Raw genomic sequence first — 17,425 nt, 5'->3', positions numbered from 1 at the left:
ATGACCAACCTCGTTGAAATCAGGAATCTGAAAGTAGAGGCCAGAACAGACTCCGGCCGCGTCATCGAGATCATCAGGGATGTCAGCTTCGACATCGCAAGGGGCGAAATTGTCGCCCTCATCGGCGAAAGCGGCTCGGGCAAGACGACGATCGCGCTGACGCTCATGGGACATGCACGCGAGGGCTGTCGCATCTCCGGCGGCAAGATCTATGTCGATGGGCAGGATATGGCCGCGCTCTCCGAAAGCGAACGGGCGAAAGTCCGCGGCACGACGGTCGCCTATATCCCGCAAAGCGCAGCGGCGGCCTTCAATCCCGCCACCAAGATCATGGAGCAGGTGATAGAAGTCACCCGCATTCACCGGCTGATGCCGCCCGAAAAAGCGCGCGCTCGCGCGGTCGAGCTCTTCCGGGCGCTGTCGCTGCCAAGTCCGGAAACAATCGGCGAACGATATCCGCATCAGGTCTCCGGCGGCCAGTTGCAGCGGCTGGCGGCGGCCATGGCTCTGATCGGCGAACCCAAGCTGGTCATCTTTGACGAACCAACCACGGCGCTCGACGTGACGACGCAGATCGATGTGCTGAAGGCATTCAAATCCGTCATCCGTGCCGGCGATATTGCCGGTGTCTATGTATCGCATGACCTGGCGGTCGTGGCGCAGATCGCCGATCGCATCGCGGTGCTCAAGGGCGGCGAAATCCAGGAACTGGCAAAGACTGAAGCAATCCTGACGCGGCCGAGCCATCCCTATACGCGCGAGTTGTTGGCCGCCTTCGAGCCGAAGCAGGCCATCCGTGACAGCGACACGGGTGGAGCGATTGCATCTGTGTTGAAGATCGACAGCCTGGTTGCCGGCTATGGCGATCTCCAGTCCAACGGACTGCCGGCAGTCTGTGCGGTTCAATCCGTGAGTCTGGAGGTGGAGAAAGGCCGAAATCTCGGCATCATCGGTGAATCCGGATGCGGAAAATCGACGCTGGCTCGGGCGATTGCCGGCATATTGCCGGCCGTATCAGGCACCATTGGTTTCGGTGGCAGCGAGATCAATCGGGCCGCAAAATCACGCACGCGCGATCAATTGCGCGAGATGCAGATCGTCTTTCAGTATGCCGATACCGCGCTCAACCCGGCGAAGTCCATCGGCGATATTCTCGAGCGGCCATTGGCTTTCTACCATGGGATGGATCGCAAGGCTCGCGCGGCCCGGGTCGACGAATTGCTTGATATGGTCAGATTGCCGCGCGCGCTGCGCTATCGCTATCCGTCGGAATTATCCGGCGGGCAGAAGCAGCGCGTGAATTTTGCCCGTGCGCTTGCAGCCGAACCGCGCCTGATCATTTGCGATGAAATCACCTCCGCCCTGGACACTGTCGTTGCAGCAGCGATCATCGATCTGCTCAAGGAATTGCAGCGCGAGCTGCATCTGTCCTACATCTTCATCAGCCATGATCTATCGGTTGTCGAAGCGATCTGCGATGAGATCGTCGTGATGTATGGCGGTAAAAAGGTGGAACAAATCACGCGCGAAGCCGCAAATACGCCTCGCCATCCCTATTCCCAATTGCTGTTCGGTTCCGTTCCAAAGCTCGATCCGAAGTGGCTCGACAATCTCGTCCAGGACCCAGACCTTAAGCGTGAATATGGTCACGGCTAGCCAATGGGCCTGGCTTCAGGATCGGTCACAAGGGAAACAGGCTGGTCAGTGGCATGTGCGCCTTGACGATGGGTGACTTCAGAACGACGAAGCTGAAATACTTGTCGATCCCGATGTCCATATCGGTCAGCCGTTCCATGATGGTTTGGTATTCGCCGATCCCGGCGGTAACAAATTTGATAAGATAGTCATAGCCGCCCGACACGAGATGGCACTCGATCACCTGGTCGATTTTCTCGACCACATTCAGAAAGCGGGCAAAATCGATCTGTCTGTGGTTCTTCAGGGTGATTTCGGTGAAGACGGTCAGCGTCTGGCCGAGCTTGGCAAGATTGATCTGGGCCGAGTAACCTTCGATATATCCTTCCGCCTGCAGCCGCTTGACGCGCATGAGGCATGGGCTCGGTGAGAGGGCCACCAGCTCGGCCAGCTCGACATTGGTGATGCGGCCGTTTTTCTGAAGCTCGTAGAGGATTTTGATGTCGATCCGATCCAGTTTCATAAGAGAGGTCCGCCGTTGAGAGGGGCGCCACGAGCGCGGCACAAAATGCTGTGTTCAAGCATGATAAAGCCTAGCATATCGCTCGACCATGTCCACCCGAAAGACAAATCTGCTTTTCAGCACAATAGTTTATATGACAGGTTATTCTCGGCATAAAATTCGGCGCTTCGGCAATCTCCAGCAACGTTTGGCCGAGCAATCTATTAGATTTGGGTAGAATCTGGAGATCGCGCATGCCTGCACCGCTTTGCCTCATCGAAAGCTCGACGGAGTTGCCGAAGTCCGCCGACGCAGTGATTATCGGCGGCGGTATCGTCGGCGTTTTCGCTGCTTACTATTTGGCAAGATCAGGCTTGCGTGTCGCTCTCGTCGAGAAAGGACTGATCGGCGCGGAACAATCCAGCCGTAATTGGGGATGGTGCCGACAGCAGAACCGCGATGGCCGGGAACTGCCGATCGCGACGAAGAGCCTCGATCTCTGGGAAAAGTTCGCGGCCGAAAGTGGAGAGAATGCCGGCTTCCGCCGTTGCGGGCTATTCTATCTCAGCAATGACGAGCAGGAGATCGCCGGCTGGGCGCGCTGGCATGATTTCGCCCGCACGGTGGGTGTTACGACCCATATGCTCGATACTGCGGCGGCGACCGAACGCGGCAGGGCGACAGGACGCATTTGGAAAGGCGGCGTCTTCTCGCCGACCGATGGGGTCGCCGATCCAGCCAATGCGGCGCCTGCCGTCGCCCGCGCGATCAAGAAGCTCGGTAGCACCGTTCATCAGAACTGCGCCGCCCGTGGCTTGGAAACGCAAGGCGGCCAGGTAAGCGGCGTCGTTACCGAGACGGGTGTGATCCGCACGAATACGGCAATCCTTGCGGGCGGAGCCTGGGCGTCATCCTTCTGCCGGCAATTAGGGGTCCGCTTTCCGCAGGCTTCGGTTCGTTCGTCGATCCTGGCGGTCTCCGCCGGCACCGGAGAGTTACCGGATGCCTTGCACACCAGCGGCGTATCGGTCACGCGCCGCGGCGACGGCGGCTACACGCTTGCAATCAGTGGCCGCGCCCGGGTCGACGTAACGCCGCAACAGTTGCGGTTCGCGTCACAATTCATTCCGATGTTTCTCAAACGGCGGAAAAGCCTTTCGCCGGGCGGGCTCGAAGGCTTTCGCTCTGGCCATGAATCGTTGAAACGCTGGCGGCTCGATCGACCGACGCCGATGGAATACATGCGTGTCCTCGATCCCAGACCGGACCAAGCTACGATAGAATTGACACACGCACGGGCTCTGGAACTGCTGCCGGAGCTGCGCAAGACCGAAATCACAGCCGCGTGGGCCGGATATGTCGACAGCACGCCGGACGGCGTTCCGGGTATTGGCGAAATTGCTACGCTGCCAGGCTTTATTCTTGCGGCTGGATTTTCCGGCCACGGTTTCGGCATCGGCCCCGGAGCGGGGCACTTGATTGCGGATATCGTCACAGGAGCCAAGCCTATCGTCGATCCCCTGCCCTATCATCCAAATCGTTTCGCTAGTTCCGTCTGGGGCAAGGTTGCAGACTTCTGAAGGCGAGGACCGAGCGCGTGGGCTCATGGGCCGCTGTAAAAATATGAGAAATATACTCTTGTTTTCTGTCGACTTGCAGGGCAATACCGGCGCGGGCATTTTCGTCCGATTTCGTCTGACTGCAAACCATCAGGATATTTCTCGTGACCATATTGAAATCAGTTTTGACCATCTCAACCCTTTGCGCAGCACTGAGCTTTGCCGCAACGGCAGCCTCCGCCGCTTCGACCAGCTATCCCCTGACTATCGATAACTGCGGAGCCAAGGTCACGTTCCAGAAGGCTCCGGAGCACGCAATCGGGCTCGGACAGAATAGCGCCGAGATTCTTCTTCTGCTCGGCCTTGAGAACAAGATGGCCGGCACCGCCTTTTGGCCGAGCAAGGTTCTGCCTGAGCTCGCCGAGGCAAATGCCAAGGTCAAGCTTCTGACCGTCGAATTCCCGACTTTTGAATCGATTCTTTCGGAAAACCCCGACTTTGTCGCTGCCGCCCTGCCGAGCCTGATGGGACCGAGCAGCAAGGTCGCCAAGCGGGAGGATTTCGAAAAGCTCGGCATCCCGACCTATCTGTCGCCGAGCACTTGCCTCAGCACCGCCGTGGTCAAGGACCAGTATGGCAGCCGCGGAGAGCTCTGGAACATGGACCTCCTCTACAAGGAGATCAACGAACTCTCGCAGATCTTCGATGTGCCCGATCGCGGGCAGGCCTTGATTGCCGATTTCAAGGCCCGTGAAGCCGCGCTGCGCTCCGCGGTGTCCAAGGATGGCAAGCAGCTCTCTTATGTCTTTTGGTTTTCCAGCCAGTCGCCCTCTTCCGACGCCTATCTCGGCGGCAAGAACAGTGCATCCGGCTTCATCGCCGATCTGCTTGGCGGGCACAATGCGATTACGGCGGAAGCCGAGTGGCCGACGCTCGGCTGGGAAAGCATCATCGCGGCCAACCCGGATGTCATCGTCGTCGCCAGCCTTGACCGCAATCGCTGGGAACTCGACAAGCCGGAAGCCAAGATCAAGTTTCTCACCACCGATCCCGCCGTCAGCCAGTTAGCCGCGGTCAAGAACAAGGCGATCGTCGTCATGGACGGCCAGGCCATGAACCCGACCATCCGGACGATCTATGGCGCCGAACAGGTCGCCCAGCAACTCAAGGCGCTTGGTCTCTTGAAGTGATCGGCACATACCGAACCCTGAAGCAGCTGGTCATCATCGGCCTGCTGCTTTTCGCCTCTCTTGCCGCGATCGGCCTGACCATCGGTATCAGCGTCGGTATCGGCGACCTGCCGATCCCGCTTTCAACGACCTTCTACGCCATTACCAACAGGCTGGGGTGGACGGGTATAGAACTCAATCGCATCCACGAAACGGTGATCTGGGACTATCGCCTCAGCCGGGCATTGGTGGCTGCTTTCTGCGGTGCTGGATTGGCGCTCTCAGGAGCGATCATGCAGTCGCTCCTTCGCAACCCTCTTGCCGAACCCTATGTGCTCGGCATTTCGGCGGGTGCGTCGACCGGCGCGGTTGCCGTCGTCATACTCAATATCGGCGCCGGCGCAGTTTCCCTTTCGGCTGGCGCCTTTGCCGGCGCATTCGCGGCCTTTCTCTTCGTCGCCCTGCTTTCAAACGGCACGCGAGGCGGTGCCGATCGCACCATCCTTGCCGGCGTTGCCGCCTCCCAGCTTTTCAACGCAGCGACATCCTATATCGTAACAACATCAGGAAACGCACAGCAGGCGCGGGATGTGATGTTCTGGCTGCTCGGCAGTTTCGGCGGCGTCCGCTGGCCGGAATTCATGCTGGTGGCGACCATTGTCGGCTTCGGGCTCGCTGTCTGCCTGCTCTATGCGCGCGTGCTGGATGCGTTTGCCTTTGGCGACGAGGCCGCCTCGTCTCTCGGTGTCAATGTCGGACGAGCCCGGATCGGGCTCTTCGCATTGACCGCGATGATGACGGCGACGATCGTGAGCATGGTCGGCTCGATCGGTTTTGTCGGCCTCGTCGTGCCACACGCGGCGCGCTTCTTTGTCGGGCCACTTCATATCCGGCTGCTGCCGGCGTGTGCCATCGTCGGAGCGATCTTCATGGTGCTGGCGGATATCGCCTCGCGTGTCCTCATCCCCCAGCAGGTGCTGCCGATCGGCGTGGTCACGGCGCTGGTTGGCGTTCCGTTCTTCTCGATCATTCTCTACCGGTTCCAGCGCGCATCATGAGCATCAAGGCCGACAACGTCATCTGGAAAATCGGCGCAAAAACCGTACTCGACGGGGTCTCGTTCGAGGCGCCTGCAGGCAAGATGCTCGGCCTGCTCGGGCCGAACGGCTCCGGCAAGACCTCGCTCCTGCGCCTGCTTGCCGGATTGAAACGGCCGAACTCCGGTCGCATCACGCTCGAACAGAAGGATCTTCAGCGCATGCCCCGTCGTTCGATCGCAAGGCGCGTCGCCTTCGTCGAGCAGCACAGCACCACCAATGCCAATCTCAAGGTCATCGATGTCGTAAAGCTCGGTCGGTTCCCGCATCGATCGATATTTTCCGGCTGGATGGCGGCTGACGACGCAGCAGTCGAAGACGCCCTCGAACGCACCGGTATGAGGGCGAAACGCAATGATCGATGGCAGAGCTTGTCGGGTGGCGAAAGGCAACGCACCCACATCGCGCGAGCCTTGGCACAATCGCCGACAGAACTGATCCTCGACGAGCCGACCAACCACCTCGATATCCAGCATCAGATCGGCCTGATGCGGCTGGTTGCCGGCCTGCCGCTCACCAGCATCATCGCTCTTCACGATCTCAACCATGCCGCCATGTTCTGCGACGAGTTGATCATCATGCAGCACGGCAGGATCGTCGCTTCCGGCACCCCGGAAGCCGTATTGACCGAAGATCTGCTGAGAAACGTATTTGCCGTCGAGGCAAGGGTCGAAACGTCTTCGCACCATGCTCGCCCACATATTCATTTCATGCGTTAAATCGCCCCGGTGCGAGTACACGCAAGAGGAAGGAAGGGGGTCTGCATCAGCTTTCGGCGATCGTGACCTGGGCGGGCATGACCGATAGCGACGTGGCCAACTTGCGCCGCCCTCTCATGGCGCAGTCCTAGCGCGGAGGTCAAGACCGGCAAATTGACGGCCTGACAAACCTTTTTCCGTCGATCTGCCGGTCCCGGGCAAATCTCTCCTTCCTTATTCTGTTCATGGCAGTGAAAGACGGGAGAAACGGATGCGTGGTGCCGATATTCTGGTTGAAATGCTTATTGGATACGGGGTCGACACGATCTTTGGCGTCCCCGGGGACACGAACGTTCCGCTCTACGAGGCGCTTCAGCACCGCGAGGATAGCATTCGCCATGTGATGGCACGCGATGAGCGCTCCGCCGGCTTCATGGCCGATGCCTATGGACGCTTCACCAACAAGCCGGGTGTGTTCGAATGCCCGTCGGGCGCGGGCGCGATGTATTCCCTGCCGCCGGTGGCGGAAGCGAACGGGTCGTCGGTGCCGGTGATCCTGCTTACCATCGACATTCCGCTCCCCGGCGAAGGACGCGGCGTCCTGACGGAGCTCGACTGCGCAAAGCTGTTCGAACCAGTCACAAAACTGTCTGTGCAGGTCAAATCCCCGGAGAAGCTGCCTGAAATCATCCGCCGCGCTTTCCGCGTTGCCTGTTCCGGCAAGCCCGGTGCCGTCCATCTGCAGATTCCCGAAGACATGCTGCTCGCCGAGGTCGACCTTGCTCGGATATCCTTGCATGTCGAGGAGGAATGCCGCACCTTCCCTGCCTATCCAACGCTTCCGCCCCGTGAAAAACTCGAGGAACTGCTCGCCCTCCTTGCCAAGGCGGAGCGGCCATTGCTCGTCGCTGGGGGCGGGGTAAACCGTGCCCGCGCAGGTGACGAGATCACCCGCCTTGCCGAAAAATTCAACGTGCCGATGTGCACGACGATGACCGGTCAGGGTGCTATCGATGACGACCATCGTCTGGCAATCGGCGTGATCGGCGACAACGGGTATCACCCCCATGCCAACTGGGCGCTTGAGCATTCCGACTTCACCTTGTTCGTGGGCTCACGCATCGGCTCGGTCGTCACTATCGGCTGGACCTTTCCGCGGATTACCCTCAACAGGCGACTGGCTCAAATCGATATCTCGCCGGAGATCATGGCCAACAACTACGAAAACCTGCTGTCCATCCAGGGCGATGCACTGCTGGTGCTCAGGCAACTGCTGGAACTGGAAGATGGTATCGAGCCCGCCCGACACCAGCCTTGGGTCGACGAACTGAACCGGCGTCGGACACTCTTCTGGGAACATGCAGAAGAGGCGCTTTCGGACGAACGGGTTCCATTGCGACCGGAACGAGTCGTTCGCGCCTTCAACCAAGCTCTTCAATCCTCTGGCAAGCCGGCGCTGATTTACTCCGACGCGGGTACTCCGACGCCCTACATGACGCGCTTTTTCAAAATCAACGACCGCGAAACGCGCTTTGCCATCCCACGCGCCTTCGGCGGCCTCGGTTCGGCGCTTCCCGCAACCGTCGGGGCCTGGCGGGCCGATCCGTCCAAACGGCCGATCGGCCTTTTCGGCGATGGATCTTTCGGCATGACGGTCGGAGAATTGGAGACGCTGGTGCGCCTGCAGGTGCCAGCGATCCTTCTGCTCTTCAACAACGGAACATTCGGCTGGATCAAGGGTCTTCACCGGCTGAAAGGACACAATCAGTGCTTTGGCGTGGATTTCCTGGCGCCACGCGGGCAGGCAATCGCGGAAGCCTATGGCCTGAAGGCTTGGACAGCAAAGACCGCTTTGGAACTCGATGGAGCATTGGCTGCGGCCTTTGCCCATGAAAGTGGGCCATGTCTCATCGATATCCATGTCGAGTCCATCGCCGATCGCGTACCGCCGGTTTACTCCTGGCTGTTGAAACGGGGGGAAGATCCGCTCGACCTGCGCCCGGCGGAGAAGACCTACCTTTGACCGAGAGGATGCGCCGGCGGCAAAAACTGTCTCCGGCGCACGAACTCGGTTGCGAACCAATCACGAAAGACGCGCACATTGGCCGAACTCATCCGCGCCTGCGGGAAGCAGAGATAAAACCCTTCTCCTGAGGTCTGGAGCCTGTTGAGGGCGGGCTTCAGCGTTCCGCTCGCCAGTTCGTCGCGCACATGCAGCTCCGGAACAACCGCCAGACCCATGCCATTTATGGCGCATTCGACGATGATGTCGAAATTCGGCAGCCGCGGACCGTAGATGCGGCTTTTGTAATGCACGCCTGCGCCCCTCAGCCAATGCAGCCACAGACTTGGGCGGCTGGAATTCTGGATCAAGGGAAAATCCAGCAGCGCCTCGTCATTCACCAGGCCTTGGGGTGGCAGCAGCCTCGGCGCGCCAACCACCATCAACTCCTCATGAAAAAGAAGCTGGCTGCGCGCTCCGCTCCAATTGCCCGTGCCGCGCAGGAATGCAAGATCCAGTTCTGACGTTGCAAAGTCGAGATCATGCTGGCACGGATAGACTTCAAACCATGTTTGCGGATGGGCGCTTGCGAAAGCGGTCAACATCGCCGCGCCCCAGCGCCGCATCAAGGTCGGCGGAAAGCCGATCTTCAGCATGCTTTGCGCTTTTCGGCCTCTTACCGCATCGATGGAGACGTCCTCCAGCTTGTCGAGCAGCCTCTCGATCTCCTCGTAGTATCGCGCCCCTTCCGCCGTCAGGATTAATTTCGGACCGGCGCGCTCAAACAGGGTAAGGCCCAGAAAGCCCTCGAGATTTTTTATTTGGCGGCTGATCCCGCTCTGCGTGATCCCCATATCCTCTGCCGCCCGGGTAAAGCTTAGGTGACGCACGGATGCATCGAATGCATGAAGTGCGCTGAGGGACGGTAGAAAGCGACGCATCGAGAAACTCCCATCTGAAGAGCATGATTAAAAGTCATGAAGAACCTATTTTTCAATGCTTTTCTTTGGGAAGGTTTGGCCGCAAGCTCCCTTCAAAAGAAAGTGGGAACGCAATGGACTACGGCGACAGCATCGACCGCAATCTGCTCAGACTTCTGGAGGAAAACGCCCGCGCCCCCGCCAGCGAACTGGCCCGGCGGGTCGGGCTTGCGCGATCGAGCGTCCAGGAGCGCATCGAGCGGCTGGAACGCCGCGGCGTCATTCTCGGCTATCGCGCCATCGTCGGCCGTCAGAGCGCCGATCAGAGCGTTTCCGCCTATCTCTTCATCACGACTGCCTTGCGCGCCACACAGAGGCTGTTTGCAGCGCTGCGCCAATATCCCGAAGTTCTGACCGCCGACGCGATCAGCGGTCCGGCAAATATCCTCTGCCGTGTGAACGTCCATCTTCTAGAGGATCTAGAGGCGCTTATCGATGAGCTGGCCCGTATCGAAGAAATCGAAAGCGTGACCTACTCGGTCGTGCTTTCCAACAAAATCAATCGCGAAAACGCATTGATCGCCCGCAAGGCGCAATAGGGAACGACCAATCAACTGGGATATAACCATGAACAGACGCGATTTCGGAAAGGCAATGCTTCTGGCAGGTGCTGCCGCACTGCTTTCACCCTCCGTGCCTCTCGCAGCAACCGAAGGCCCGACGCTTGAAGCCATCCGGGCGCGGGGGACGCTGCGGATCGGCGTGTTTGCGGGTACGGAACCCTACTATCACAAGAACCTGGCAACCGGAGAATGGGAAGGCTTCTGCGTGGCGATGGGCCGCGACTTCGCGCAATATCTCGGCGTCAAGCTGGAACTGGTCGAAACGACCTGGGGCAATGCGGTGATTGACCTCCAAAGCAACAAGATCGACATGATGTTTGGGCTCAGCAACAACCCGGAGCGCGCCAAGGTTGTCGACTTCACCAAGGCATTGATGGACAACACCTTCACACTCGTTGCGCGCAAGGGCCTTGAGGTGACGAAATGGGAAGAAATGAACAAGCCAGAGATGCGAGTGGCGGTCGACCTCGGCTCGACGCAGGACGGCTTCGCGCGCAAGACCTTGCCGAACTGTACACTGGTTGCACTCAAGTCTGCGGATGAAACCATTCTGGCGCTTCAGTCGGGCCGCGCCGACGCCATCATCCAGGTCGCCCTCCTCGCGGTCGTGACGACCAAGCACCTGTCGCCAAACGTCAAGCTCATCATTCCAGAGCCACACGCAAGCCAGCCGACGACGATCGGCGTGCGCCGCGATCCAAATGGCGAGTTCCGCGATTACGTCGATACCTGGCTTGCCGAGCGTCGCGGGCAAGGCAAGGTCTCAAGCTGGATCGTCGACAGCCTCGCGCTTGTCGGCGTCGACAAGGCTGCGCTGCCCGCAAATCTGACCTTCTGACGGCGCCGCTTATGTCTGCTCCCTCCCGCGCCCTGGGCATCATCATGCTGGATACGGTATTCGAACGTCCAGCCGGCGATGTTGGCCATGCGGCATCATGGCGATTTCCCGTCAAATATCGCCATGTGCGTGGTGCATCTGTTTCCCTCGTCGTCCGTGCCGGCGGCGAGGGTCTCGTCGAAGACTTTATAGCCGCCGGCCACGAGTTGGTCGCCGACGGCTGTAGCGCAATCATCACATCCTGCGGCTTCATGGCCCGCCACCAGCGGAAACTGGCCGAGGCGCTGGGCGTGCCGGTGGCCGCCTCCAGCCTGATGCAACTGCCCATGGTCGAAATGGCACTCGGCGCGGGGCTACGCCCTGGCGTGATAACCTACGACGAAGCAAGCCTCAGTCCCGAGGTGTTTGAAGCCTCTGGCGCCGATCCGTCCGCGCCCGTGCGTGGCGTACCGGCGGGCGGAGCATTTCACGCGCTTATCGAGGGGTCTGCCGCCTACGACCATGCTGCGCTGGAGGCCGAGGTGATCGATGCCGCTCGACATCTTGTCGCCGCGCATCCCTACGTCGGCGCCATCGTGCTGGAATGCACCAATATGCCACCTTTTGCGCAGGCGATCTCGGCTGCCGTCTCCCGGCCCGTCTTCGATATCCTGACGCTGGGCGAATGGCTTTTCACATCAACCTCTCCCCGGACATTCCCCCGGGTCCAACAAGGCGCGGTGTGATGGAATATCAATGGGACTTTTCCGGCTTGTGGCAATACCGCGGTCTCTTTCTTCAGGGCTTGGGCTACACGGTCGGCTTTACCATTCTGACCATCGTCTCAGGAATCCTCGTTGGCACGGTCTTCGCTCTCGCCCGACTCTCGGGACAGAAAATCGTCACTCTTCCGATTTTGGCGGTGGTGGAACTGTTCCGCTGCACTCCTGTCCTCGTGCAGCTCGTCTGGTGCTACTATGCGCTGCCCATGCTGGTTGGGATTCAAATCTCCCCTGCGATGGCCGCCTTCATCACGCTGACCATGTACGGCGCCGCGTTCTATGCCGAGATCATTCGGGGCGGCATCGTCTCGATCGACGCCGGGCAATGGGACGCCGGTCGAGCGATCGGTATGCGCCGAAGCCAGTTGATGGCCAAGATCATTCTGCCGCAGGCTTTGCGTCGAATGGTGCCGCCGCTGGTTAACCAGTCTGTTCTCCAGCTCAAGAATACCTCCCTGCTCTCGGTGCTGGCGGTGCCTGACCTGCTCTATCAAGGTCAACTCGTCACCTCGGCTATCTACCGGCCGCTCGAAACCTATACGCTGATTGCGTTCATCTATCTGGCGGTCCTGTTCCCCATGACACGCCTCGCGCACTGGCTGGAGGGCCGCAAGGCATGAATGGCAAGGGACAGATGACGAATGGCACGGAAACGATGATCGAGGTCGTGAGCCTGAAGAAATCCTTCGGCCCGCTGGATGTCCTGAAAGATATCAACCTTTCAGTGCCGCGCGGCCATGTCGTGGCGATCATCGGGCCGAGCGGTTCGGGAAAGTCGACCCTCCTGCGCAGTCTCAATCTGCTGTCGCTGCCGGATGCAGGCTGCATCACCATCGGCGGACGAAGGATGGATTTTTCCGCCGGCCACGTTGCCATGCGCGACCGGGATCTGGCCGCCTTCCGCGCCAATACCGGCATGGTCTTCCAGAATTTCAACCTCTTTCCGCACATGAGCGTCATCGACAATGTGATGATCGGGCCGGTGTCCGTGCTGAAACAGGAAAAGAATGCGGCCCGCGACCATGCGATGCAGCTTCTCGCCAAGGTCGGCCTGGCCGACCGTGCCGATGCGCGACCTGAGCAGCTTTCGGGCGGACAGAAGCAGCGCGTGGCGATTGCGCGGGCGCTCGCAATGAATCCGGAGGTCATGCTGTTCGACGAGGCCACGTCCGCGCTCGATCCGGCACTTGTCGGGGAGGTTCTGGCGGTCATTCGCCAGCTTGCCGATCAAGGCATGACGATGATCCTCGTCACCCACGAAATGGCCTTCGCTCGTGATGTCGCCGACACGGTCATCTTCATGCAGGACGGGTTTGTCGTCGAGTCCGGCGATGCGCGGCAAGTCATCAACGAACCCCGCGAGACAGCAACGCGAGAATTTCTCAGCCATTTCCATGGCGGACTTTCCTGAGAGCAGGACGAAAACGGCAATGACAGGCAAGATAATCGTGGTCGGCGCCGGCATCATCGGTGCTACCGCAGCATTGAGATTGGCGGAAGCAGGCTGGGACGTCGCGCTTTGCGACGGCAATCCGCCAGGCAGCGAAGCCGGCGCAAGCTACGGCAACGGCGGCTGGATCAGCCCGGCATCGATCATTCCGATGAGCATGCCCGGCCTGTGGCGAAAAGTTCCCGCCTTTCTCCTGGATCGAAACGGACCTCTGACGATCGATTGGACATCGCTGCCGCAACTGGCGCCCTGGCTCCTGCGCTTCTTGTGGGCCGGGGCCAGCAGAACCCGCGTACGACGGACGGCGAAACTGCTGAACTTCCTGCTCCACGATGGGCCTGAGCGGCATCTGGAACTCGCGCGGAAGATCGGACAGGACCAGCTCATTCTTCAAAAAGGGCTGCTTTACGCCTATCCCGATCGAGCTTCGTTCGAGGCAGAAGCACTGAGCTGGGAGCTGCGTCGCGAGAACGGCGTCGCCTATGTCGAGTGGGACGAGGCGGAACTCCGCAAAAGGCTCCCCGCGCTCAGCCCCAGCTATCGGTTCGCCGTCCATGTTGTCAATGGTGCGCACTGCCGCGATACCGGACGCTATGTGGCCGGCATCGTAGAAGAAGCGCAACGCAAGGGAGTACAATTCCATCAGTCCACGGTGACGGCCATCCTGGATGGTGCGATGCCGCAGGTGGTGCTTGAGAGCGGTGAGACACTCTCTGCTGATCGCATCGTCATCGCCGCCGGCATATATTCTGGCCGCCTGCTGCACCGACTGGGCGTGCGCATTCCGATGCAGAGCGAACGAGGGTATCATGTGACCGTGGCGTCAGGACAAACGCCCTTCGAGATACCCGTGATGCCAAGCACTGGTCGGATGGCCAACACACCGACCGATATGGGACTGCGCCTTTCGGGCCAGGTCGAACTTGCGACGGTGGACAAGCCCCCCAATTGGGAGCGCGCGCAGGTGCTTCAGCGTCACGCCCTGGCTAGCTATCCGTATCTGTCCGAGGACAAGACACCCAAACTTCGACTGTGGATGGGACATCGCCCTTCCACACCTGACGGACTGCCGGTGATCGGGCCTCTGTCGCGGCATCCGGCTCTCATCGCTGCGTTCGGCCATGGACATGTCGGCATCGCCGCCGCCCCAAAGACGGCAGATCTGGTGCTGGAAGCGGTTGAGAACCGTGTCAACGATGACGCTCTCCCCTTTCTGCCGAGCCGCTTCCGACAATAACGAACCGATCCGATTTTCCTGATGTGTAGGAAACCGCCACATCTGGAAGCCATGAACCCATCGGTCCATGCCTTCAGCTATGGCGAGTTGTCGCCGGCTATTCAGGCAGCCAGCATCGCGCTGACCAATCGGGCAGTACGCGGCGCAAGGGTCAATCCTATATGCCCGTGGCCAAAGGCGAGAATGACGTCTTTTCCGCCTTTCGATGGCCTGATGACCGGTACGGAATCCGGCATCGAAGGGCGAAATCCGGACCATTTGCGGCTCGGCTCGCCAAGTTCCGGGAAATAGCGGCGCGCATTCGAGGACAAGGCCTGCAGGAGCCGCGGATTTTCAGGGGCAGCAAGACCGCCAAGCTCGACCAGGCCAGCGACACGAAGCCGACCTCGCATCGGGCAGAAATAGAAACCGCGTGCGGTGGGGCAAACCGGCCGCCCGATTGGCAAATCCGACATATCGAATTCGATATGGTAGCCGCGCTCTGTATCGAGCGGCACAGGATCACCAAGCTCAGCGGCCAGCTTGCGCGAACGGGCGCCGGCGGCGATAACCACTGCGCGCGCATGTATATCGTATGGCGAGGCAACGATGCGAACGCCCTTTTGCTCACGCGCAATCCCGGTAACGGAGGCCTGGACGAATTCAGTACCGGCCCGCTTCACCGCCGAAGACAGACGTCGCATCACCTCGCCTGGATCGCTCAGATTGATAGCCTCCGGAAAGAGGAGGCCGCCGCCCTCAAAGCGCGGGAGGGCAGGTTCCAGCTTGAGCACTTCGCTTGCGGAAAGAAACTCTTGTGAGACCCCATGGCTGCGACGCAGGTCGATGTCCGCACCGGCGGCCAGGAAAGCCTTTCGCGTATCGTAAAGGTAGAGGCAACCCTTCGCCGACAGGAGTTGCGATGCGCCGATCTCGGCGGCAAATTCAGTCCAGGCCGACGAGGCGTCCGAAACGAGCTCGGCAATTCGGCGGGCATTGTCGCGGTAGCGGTGTGGAAGGGATTCATAGGCAAACCGCGCCAGCCAGGGAAACAGTGTCGGCAGCGCCGAGGTCCTGATTGCCAAGGGACTGTTCGGATCGAGCAGCAGCGACAGGAAATTTCGCAGCACAGACGGCGTTCCCACCGGTATGATCGCGTAGTTTGCAATCGTCCCGGCATTCCCGTAGGAAGCGCCGGAACCTGGCTCGTTTGGCTCGATGACGATGACATCGCGGCCGTCAGCGCGAAGCCGAAGTGCTATTGCCAAGCCGATGACGCCGCCGCCCACGACGGCGATATCTGTCGAAATCGTTTTCATCTCACCCATGATCGTTGGAAGAAGCCATCAGAAATGCGCCCGGAAACCAAACCCGATGCGCTGATGGGGTTTTGCGTTCAGGCCGGTTTTGCGTATCTCGCAACATAGGCCGCCGTGCGCGGCTCCCGGGGATTGTCGAGCACATCGGCAGCTGGCCCCTGTTCAATAATCCGGCCGCCATCGATAAAAACGACCCAGTCCGATACTTCGCGGGCAAATGGGAGCTCATGCGTGACGATGATCATCGTCATGCCGTCGTCTGCCAGTTCGCGCATGACGCGCAACACCTCGCCGGTGGATTCCGGATCGAGCGCCGATGTCGGCTCGTCGAACAGGAGCACGGTCGGCGCGAGCGCAAGAGCACGCGCGATGGCCACACGCTGCTGTTCGCCGCCGGACATGCGCTCCGGATAGGCCATCGCCCGATGCACGAGACCGACCCGCGTGAGCAGCCTCACCGCCCGCTCGACCGCTTCACGCTCCACGACAGCCGCGGCGTGCATCTGTGCCAGCACGACATTTTCCACAGCGGTCAGATGTGGAAACAGGTTGAAGCGCTGGAACACCATGCCGACACGTTGGCGCAGCTTGGCAAGGTCCTTGCAGACCACCGCGCCCTTTGAAAAAATCGCTTCGTCATTGATTTCGATGGAGCCGTCTTCGGGTTGTTCAAGCAGATTGACGCACCGCATGAGGGTCGTCTTGCCGCCGCCGCTCTGGCCAATAATGCTGATGATACGGCCGGACGGCACATCCAGGTCGATCCCGTCGAGCACCAATCTTCCATCGAAGGATTTTCGCAGACCCCTGATTTTGATCGCGGGGGAATTATCGGATGGAGTTACACCGCGAGCAGTGTCGACTGTCACATGTCTCATCGCTCTGGCCCTCCACTTTCAATTAGAGTTTTGACCAGCCTCAGCCGGCGTCGGCGTCCAAGCGACAATGGTACGCCTGCGTGAATGGTGCGCTCGAGCCAGAGAAGACATTGCGAAACGGGGTAACAAACAGCAAAGTAGATTGCGGCGATCACCAGGTAGACTTCGAGTGCGCGGAAGGTTTCCGAGGCGATCAATTGCGCTCTGGTCATAAGCTCTGCGGCGGAGATGGTCACCAGCAGCGATGTCGACTTGAGCAGATCGACAAACATCGTGTTGGTACCCGGCAGCGCGAGACGAAGCGCCTGAGGCAGGACGACATGGCCGAATGTCGTAACCCGCCCGAGGCCGAGTGCTTGGGCCGCTTCGTTCTGGCCCGGATGAATGCCGGCAATAGCTGCGCGAAAGATCTCGGACAGATAGGCGGCATAGAACAAGATCAGGCTCAGTACACCAGCAACAAAGACGCTGAACCTTATCCCGACAGACGGCAAGCCGAAATATGTGACGAAGATAATGGCGAGTAGAGGTACATTCTTGAATATCTCCGTATAGATGACGGCAGGCAAGCGCACCGCTCGCAACCGATTGAGGCGCATCAGTGCAAGGACAAGACCGAGGGCTGCAGCGCCTATGAAGCTTGCTATCGTATAGGCAAGGGTCCGCAAGAGACCCTCGCCCAGATTGCCTGCATACTCACCCCAGGGAACTTGAAACATTTCAGCAAATGATTGCCAAAGGCTCATGTCCGCTCTCCC

Annotated in this window: 17 protein-coding genes; 12 read left to right on the top strand and 5 right to left on the bottom strand. The window is 59.8% G+C overall.

The window, feature by feature from the left end; translation table 11 throughout:
* Complete coding sequence (locus tag ACIQWP_RS03935; protein ID WP_402782605.1) at nucleotides 1-1,656, top strand: ABC transporter ATP-binding protein; 1,656 nt, start codon at nucleotides 1-3, stop codon at nucleotides 1,654-1,656.
* A 25-nt stretch (nucleotides 1,657-1,681) separates the two neighbouring features.
* Here ACIQWP_RS03935 and ACIQWP_RS03930 read toward each other — a convergent pair whose 3' ends face one another.
* A complete protein-coding gene (locus ACIQWP_RS03930; protein ID WP_402782602.1) occupies nucleotides 1,682-2,158 on the bottom strand; it encodes an Lrp/AsnC family transcriptional regulator in 477 nt (158 codons plus the stop codon).
* Between the two features lie 233 nt (nucleotides 2,159-2,391).
* Between ACIQWP_RS03930 and ACIQWP_RS03925 the strand changes: the two genes are divergently transcribed.
* From ACIQWP_RS03925 to ACIQWP_RS03905, 5 genes are all read left to right on the top strand, one after another.
* Nucleotides 2,392-3,717, top strand: a complete 1,326-nt coding sequence (locus ACIQWP_RS03925; RefSeq protein ID WP_402782600.1) for an NAD(P)/FAD-dependent oxidoreductase — start codon at nucleotides 2,392-2,394, stop codon at nucleotides 3,715-3,717.
* Nucleotides 3,718-3,860: 143 nt separating this feature from the next.
* A complete protein-coding gene (locus tag ACIQWP_RS03920; protein ID WP_402782598.1) occupies nucleotides 3,861-4,886 on the top strand; it encodes an ABC transporter substrate-binding protein in 1,026 nt (341 codons plus the stop codon).
* Nucleotides 4,883-5,923, top strand: coding sequence for a FecCD family ABC transporter permease (locus ACIQWP_RS03915; RefSeq protein ID WP_402782596.1), 1,041 nt, complete (start codon nucleotides 4,883-4,885; stop codon nucleotides 5,921-5,923). Before ACIQWP_RS03920 ends, ACIQWP_RS03915 begins: the two co-directional genes overlap by 4 nt.
* Nucleotides 5,920-6,681, top strand: coding sequence for an ABC transporter ATP-binding protein (locus ACIQWP_RS03910; RefSeq protein ID WP_402782594.1), 762 nt, complete (start codon nucleotides 5,920-5,922; stop codon nucleotides 6,679-6,681). Before ACIQWP_RS03915 ends, ACIQWP_RS03910 begins: the two co-directional genes overlap by 4 nt.
* 250 nt (nucleotides 6,682-6,931) lie before the next feature.
* Entirely contained in the window at nucleotides 6,932-8,683 is a 1,752-nt protein-coding gene (locus ACIQWP_RS03905) for a thiamine pyrophosphate-binding protein (protein WP_402782592.1), read from the top strand.
* Here the strand turns inward: ACIQWP_RS03905 and ACIQWP_RS03900 are convergent.
* Complete coding sequence (locus ACIQWP_RS03900; RefSeq protein ID WP_402782590.1) at nucleotides 8,674-9,603, bottom strand: LysR substrate-binding domain-containing protein; 930 nt, start codon at nucleotides 9,601-9,603, stop codon at nucleotides 8,674-8,676. The genes ACIQWP_RS03905 and ACIQWP_RS03900 overlap by 10 nt on opposite strands.
* Nucleotides 9,604-9,716: 113 nt before the next feature.
* On the opposite strand from ACIQWP_RS03900, the gene ACIQWP_RS03895 reads away from it, so the two are divergent.
* The 6 genes from ACIQWP_RS03895 to ACIQWP_RS03870 are packed head-to-tail and all read left to right on the top strand — an operon-like array spanning nucleotide 9,717 to nucleotide 14,491.
* Complete coding sequence (locus ACIQWP_RS03895; RefSeq protein ID WP_402782588.1) at nucleotides 9,717-10,181, top strand: Lrp/AsnC family transcriptional regulator; 465 nt, start codon at nucleotides 9,717-9,719, stop codon at nucleotides 10,179-10,181.
* Nucleotides 10,182-10,209: 28 nt separating this feature from the next.
* Nucleotides 10,210-11,043 (top strand): transporter substrate-binding domain-containing protein, encoded by an 834-nt coding sequence (locus ACIQWP_RS03890; RefSeq protein WP_402782586.1) that lies wholly within the window; start codon nucleotides 10,210-10,212, stop codon nucleotides 11,041-11,043.
* Between the two features lie 11 nt (nucleotides 11,044-11,054).
* A complete protein-coding gene (locus ACIQWP_RS03885) occupies nucleotides 11,055-11,768 on the top strand; it encodes an aspartate/glutamate racemase family protein (RefSeq protein WP_402782584.1) in 714 nt (237 codons plus the stop codon).
* Nucleotides 11,768-12,424, top strand: a complete 657-nt coding sequence (locus ACIQWP_RS03880) for an amino acid ABC transporter permease (RefSeq protein ID WP_402782582.1) — start codon at nucleotides 11,768-11,770, stop codon at nucleotides 12,422-12,424. Before ACIQWP_RS03885 ends, ACIQWP_RS03880 begins: the two co-directional genes overlap by 1 nt.
* The gene (locus ACIQWP_RS03875; RefSeq protein WP_402782580.1) at nucleotides 12,421-13,215 is read left to right on the top strand and encodes an amino acid ABC transporter ATP-binding protein; all 795 of its coding nucleotides are present in this window, start codon (nucleotides 12,421-12,423) and stop codon (nucleotides 13,213-13,215) included. Before ACIQWP_RS03880 ends, ACIQWP_RS03875 begins: the two co-directional genes overlap by 4 nt.
* Nucleotides 13,136-14,491, top strand: a complete 1,356-nt coding sequence (locus tag ACIQWP_RS03870; protein WP_402782577.1) for an NAD(P)/FAD-dependent oxidoreductase — start codon at nucleotides 13,136-13,138, stop codon at nucleotides 14,489-14,491. Before ACIQWP_RS03875 ends, ACIQWP_RS03870 begins: the two co-directional genes overlap by 80 nt.
* A 101-nt stretch (nucleotides 14,492-14,592) precedes the next feature.
* On the opposite strand, the gene ACIQWP_RS03865 is transcribed toward ACIQWP_RS03870, so the two are convergent.
* From ACIQWP_RS03865 to ACIQWP_RS03855, 3 genes are all read right to left on the bottom strand, one after another.
* Nucleotides 14,593-15,789 (bottom strand): NAD(P)/FAD-dependent oxidoreductase, encoded by a 1,197-nt coding sequence (locus ACIQWP_RS03865; RefSeq protein WP_402782575.1) that lies wholly within the window; start codon nucleotides 15,787-15,789, stop codon nucleotides 14,593-14,595.
* 77 nt (nucleotides 15,790-15,866) lie between these two features.
* Complete coding sequence (locus tag ACIQWP_RS03860; RefSeq protein WP_402782573.1) at nucleotides 15,867-16,667, bottom strand: amino acid ABC transporter ATP-binding protein; 801 nt, start codon at nucleotides 16,665-16,667, stop codon at nucleotides 15,867-15,869.
* The gene (locus ACIQWP_RS03855; protein WP_402782571.1) at nucleotides 16,664-17,413 is read right to left on the bottom strand and encodes an amino acid ABC transporter permease; all 750 of its coding nucleotides are present in this window, start codon (nucleotides 17,411-17,413) and stop codon (nucleotides 16,664-16,666) included. The genes ACIQWP_RS03860 and ACIQWP_RS03855 overlap by 4 nt, the downstream gene beginning before the upstream one ends.
* Between the last annotated feature and the right edge of the window lie 12 nt (nucleotides 17,414-17,425).

Source organism: Rhizobium sp. NPDC090279, assembly GCF_044769665.1.
In the GTDB taxonomy this organism is placed as follows: Bacteria; Pseudomonadota; Alphaproteobacteria; order Rhizobiales; family Rhizobiaceae; genus Rhizobium.
Note: the sequence above shows the minus strand (reverse complement) of the source record. Positions and strands in the feature narration are given on the sequence as shown.

What these genes read in the sequence shown, in the direction of transcription:
- ACIQWP_RS03875 (WP_402782580.1), top strand. Translation starts at nt 12,421, where the DNA reads ATGAATGGCAAGGGACAGATGACGAATGGCACGGAAACGATGATCGAG.
- ACIQWP_RS03890 (WP_402782586.1), top strand. Translation starts at nt 10,210, where the DNA reads ATGAACAGACGCGATTTCGGAAAGGCAATGCTTCTGGCAGGTGCTGCC.
- ACIQWP_RS03925 (WP_402782600.1), top strand. Translation starts at nt 2,392, where the DNA reads ATGCCTGCACCGCTTTGCCTCATCGAAAGCTCGACGGAGTTGCCGAAG.
- ACIQWP_RS03855 (WP_402782571.1), bottom strand. Translation starts at nt 17,413, where the DNA reads ATGAGCCTTTGGCAATCATTTGCTGAAATGTTTCAAGTTCCCTGGGGT.
- ACIQWP_RS03935 (WP_402782605.1), top strand. Translation starts at nt 1, where the DNA reads ATGACCAACCTCGTTGAAATCAGGAATCTGAAAGTAGAGGCCAGAACA.
- ACIQWP_RS03865 (WP_402782575.1), bottom strand. Translation starts at nt 15,789, where the DNA reads ATGAAAACGATTTCGACAGATATCGCCGTCGTGGGCGGCGGCGTCATC.
- ACIQWP_RS03910 (WP_402782594.1), top strand. Translation starts at nt 5,920, where the DNA reads ATGAGCATCAAGGCCGACAACGTCATCTGGAAAATCGGCGCAAAAACC.
- ACIQWP_RS03895 (WP_402782588.1), top strand. Translation starts at nt 9,717, where the DNA reads ATGGACTACGGCGACAGCATCGACCGCAATCTGCTCAGACTTCTGGAG.
- ACIQWP_RS03880 (WP_402782582.1), top strand. Translation starts at nt 11,768, where the DNA reads ATGGAATATCAATGGGACTTTTCCGGCTTGTGGCAATACCGCGGTCTC.
- ACIQWP_RS03885 (WP_402782584.1), top strand. Translation starts at nt 11,055, where the DNA reads ATGTCTGCTCCCTCCCGCGCCCTGGGCATCATCATGCTGGATACGGTA.
- ACIQWP_RS03905 (WP_402782592.1), top strand. Translation starts at nt 6,932, where the DNA reads ATGCGTGGTGCCGATATTCTGGTTGAAATGCTTATTGGATACGGGGTC.
- ACIQWP_RS03900 (WP_402782590.1), bottom strand. Translation starts at nt 9,603, where the DNA reads ATGCGTCGCTTTCTACCGTCCCTCAGCGCACTTCATGCATTCGATGCA.
- ACIQWP_RS03860 (WP_402782573.1), bottom strand. Translation starts at nt 16,667, where the DNA reads ATGAGACATGTGACAGTCGACACTGCTCGCGGTGTAACTCCATCCGAT.
- ACIQWP_RS03870 (WP_402782577.1), top strand. Translation starts at nt 13,136, where the DNA reads ATGCGCGGCAAGTCATCAACGAACCCCGCGAGACAGCAACGCGAGAAT.
- ACIQWP_RS03930 (WP_402782602.1), bottom strand. Translation starts at nt 2,158, where the DNA reads ATGAAACTGGATCGGATCGACATCAAAATCCTCTACGAGCTTCAGAAA.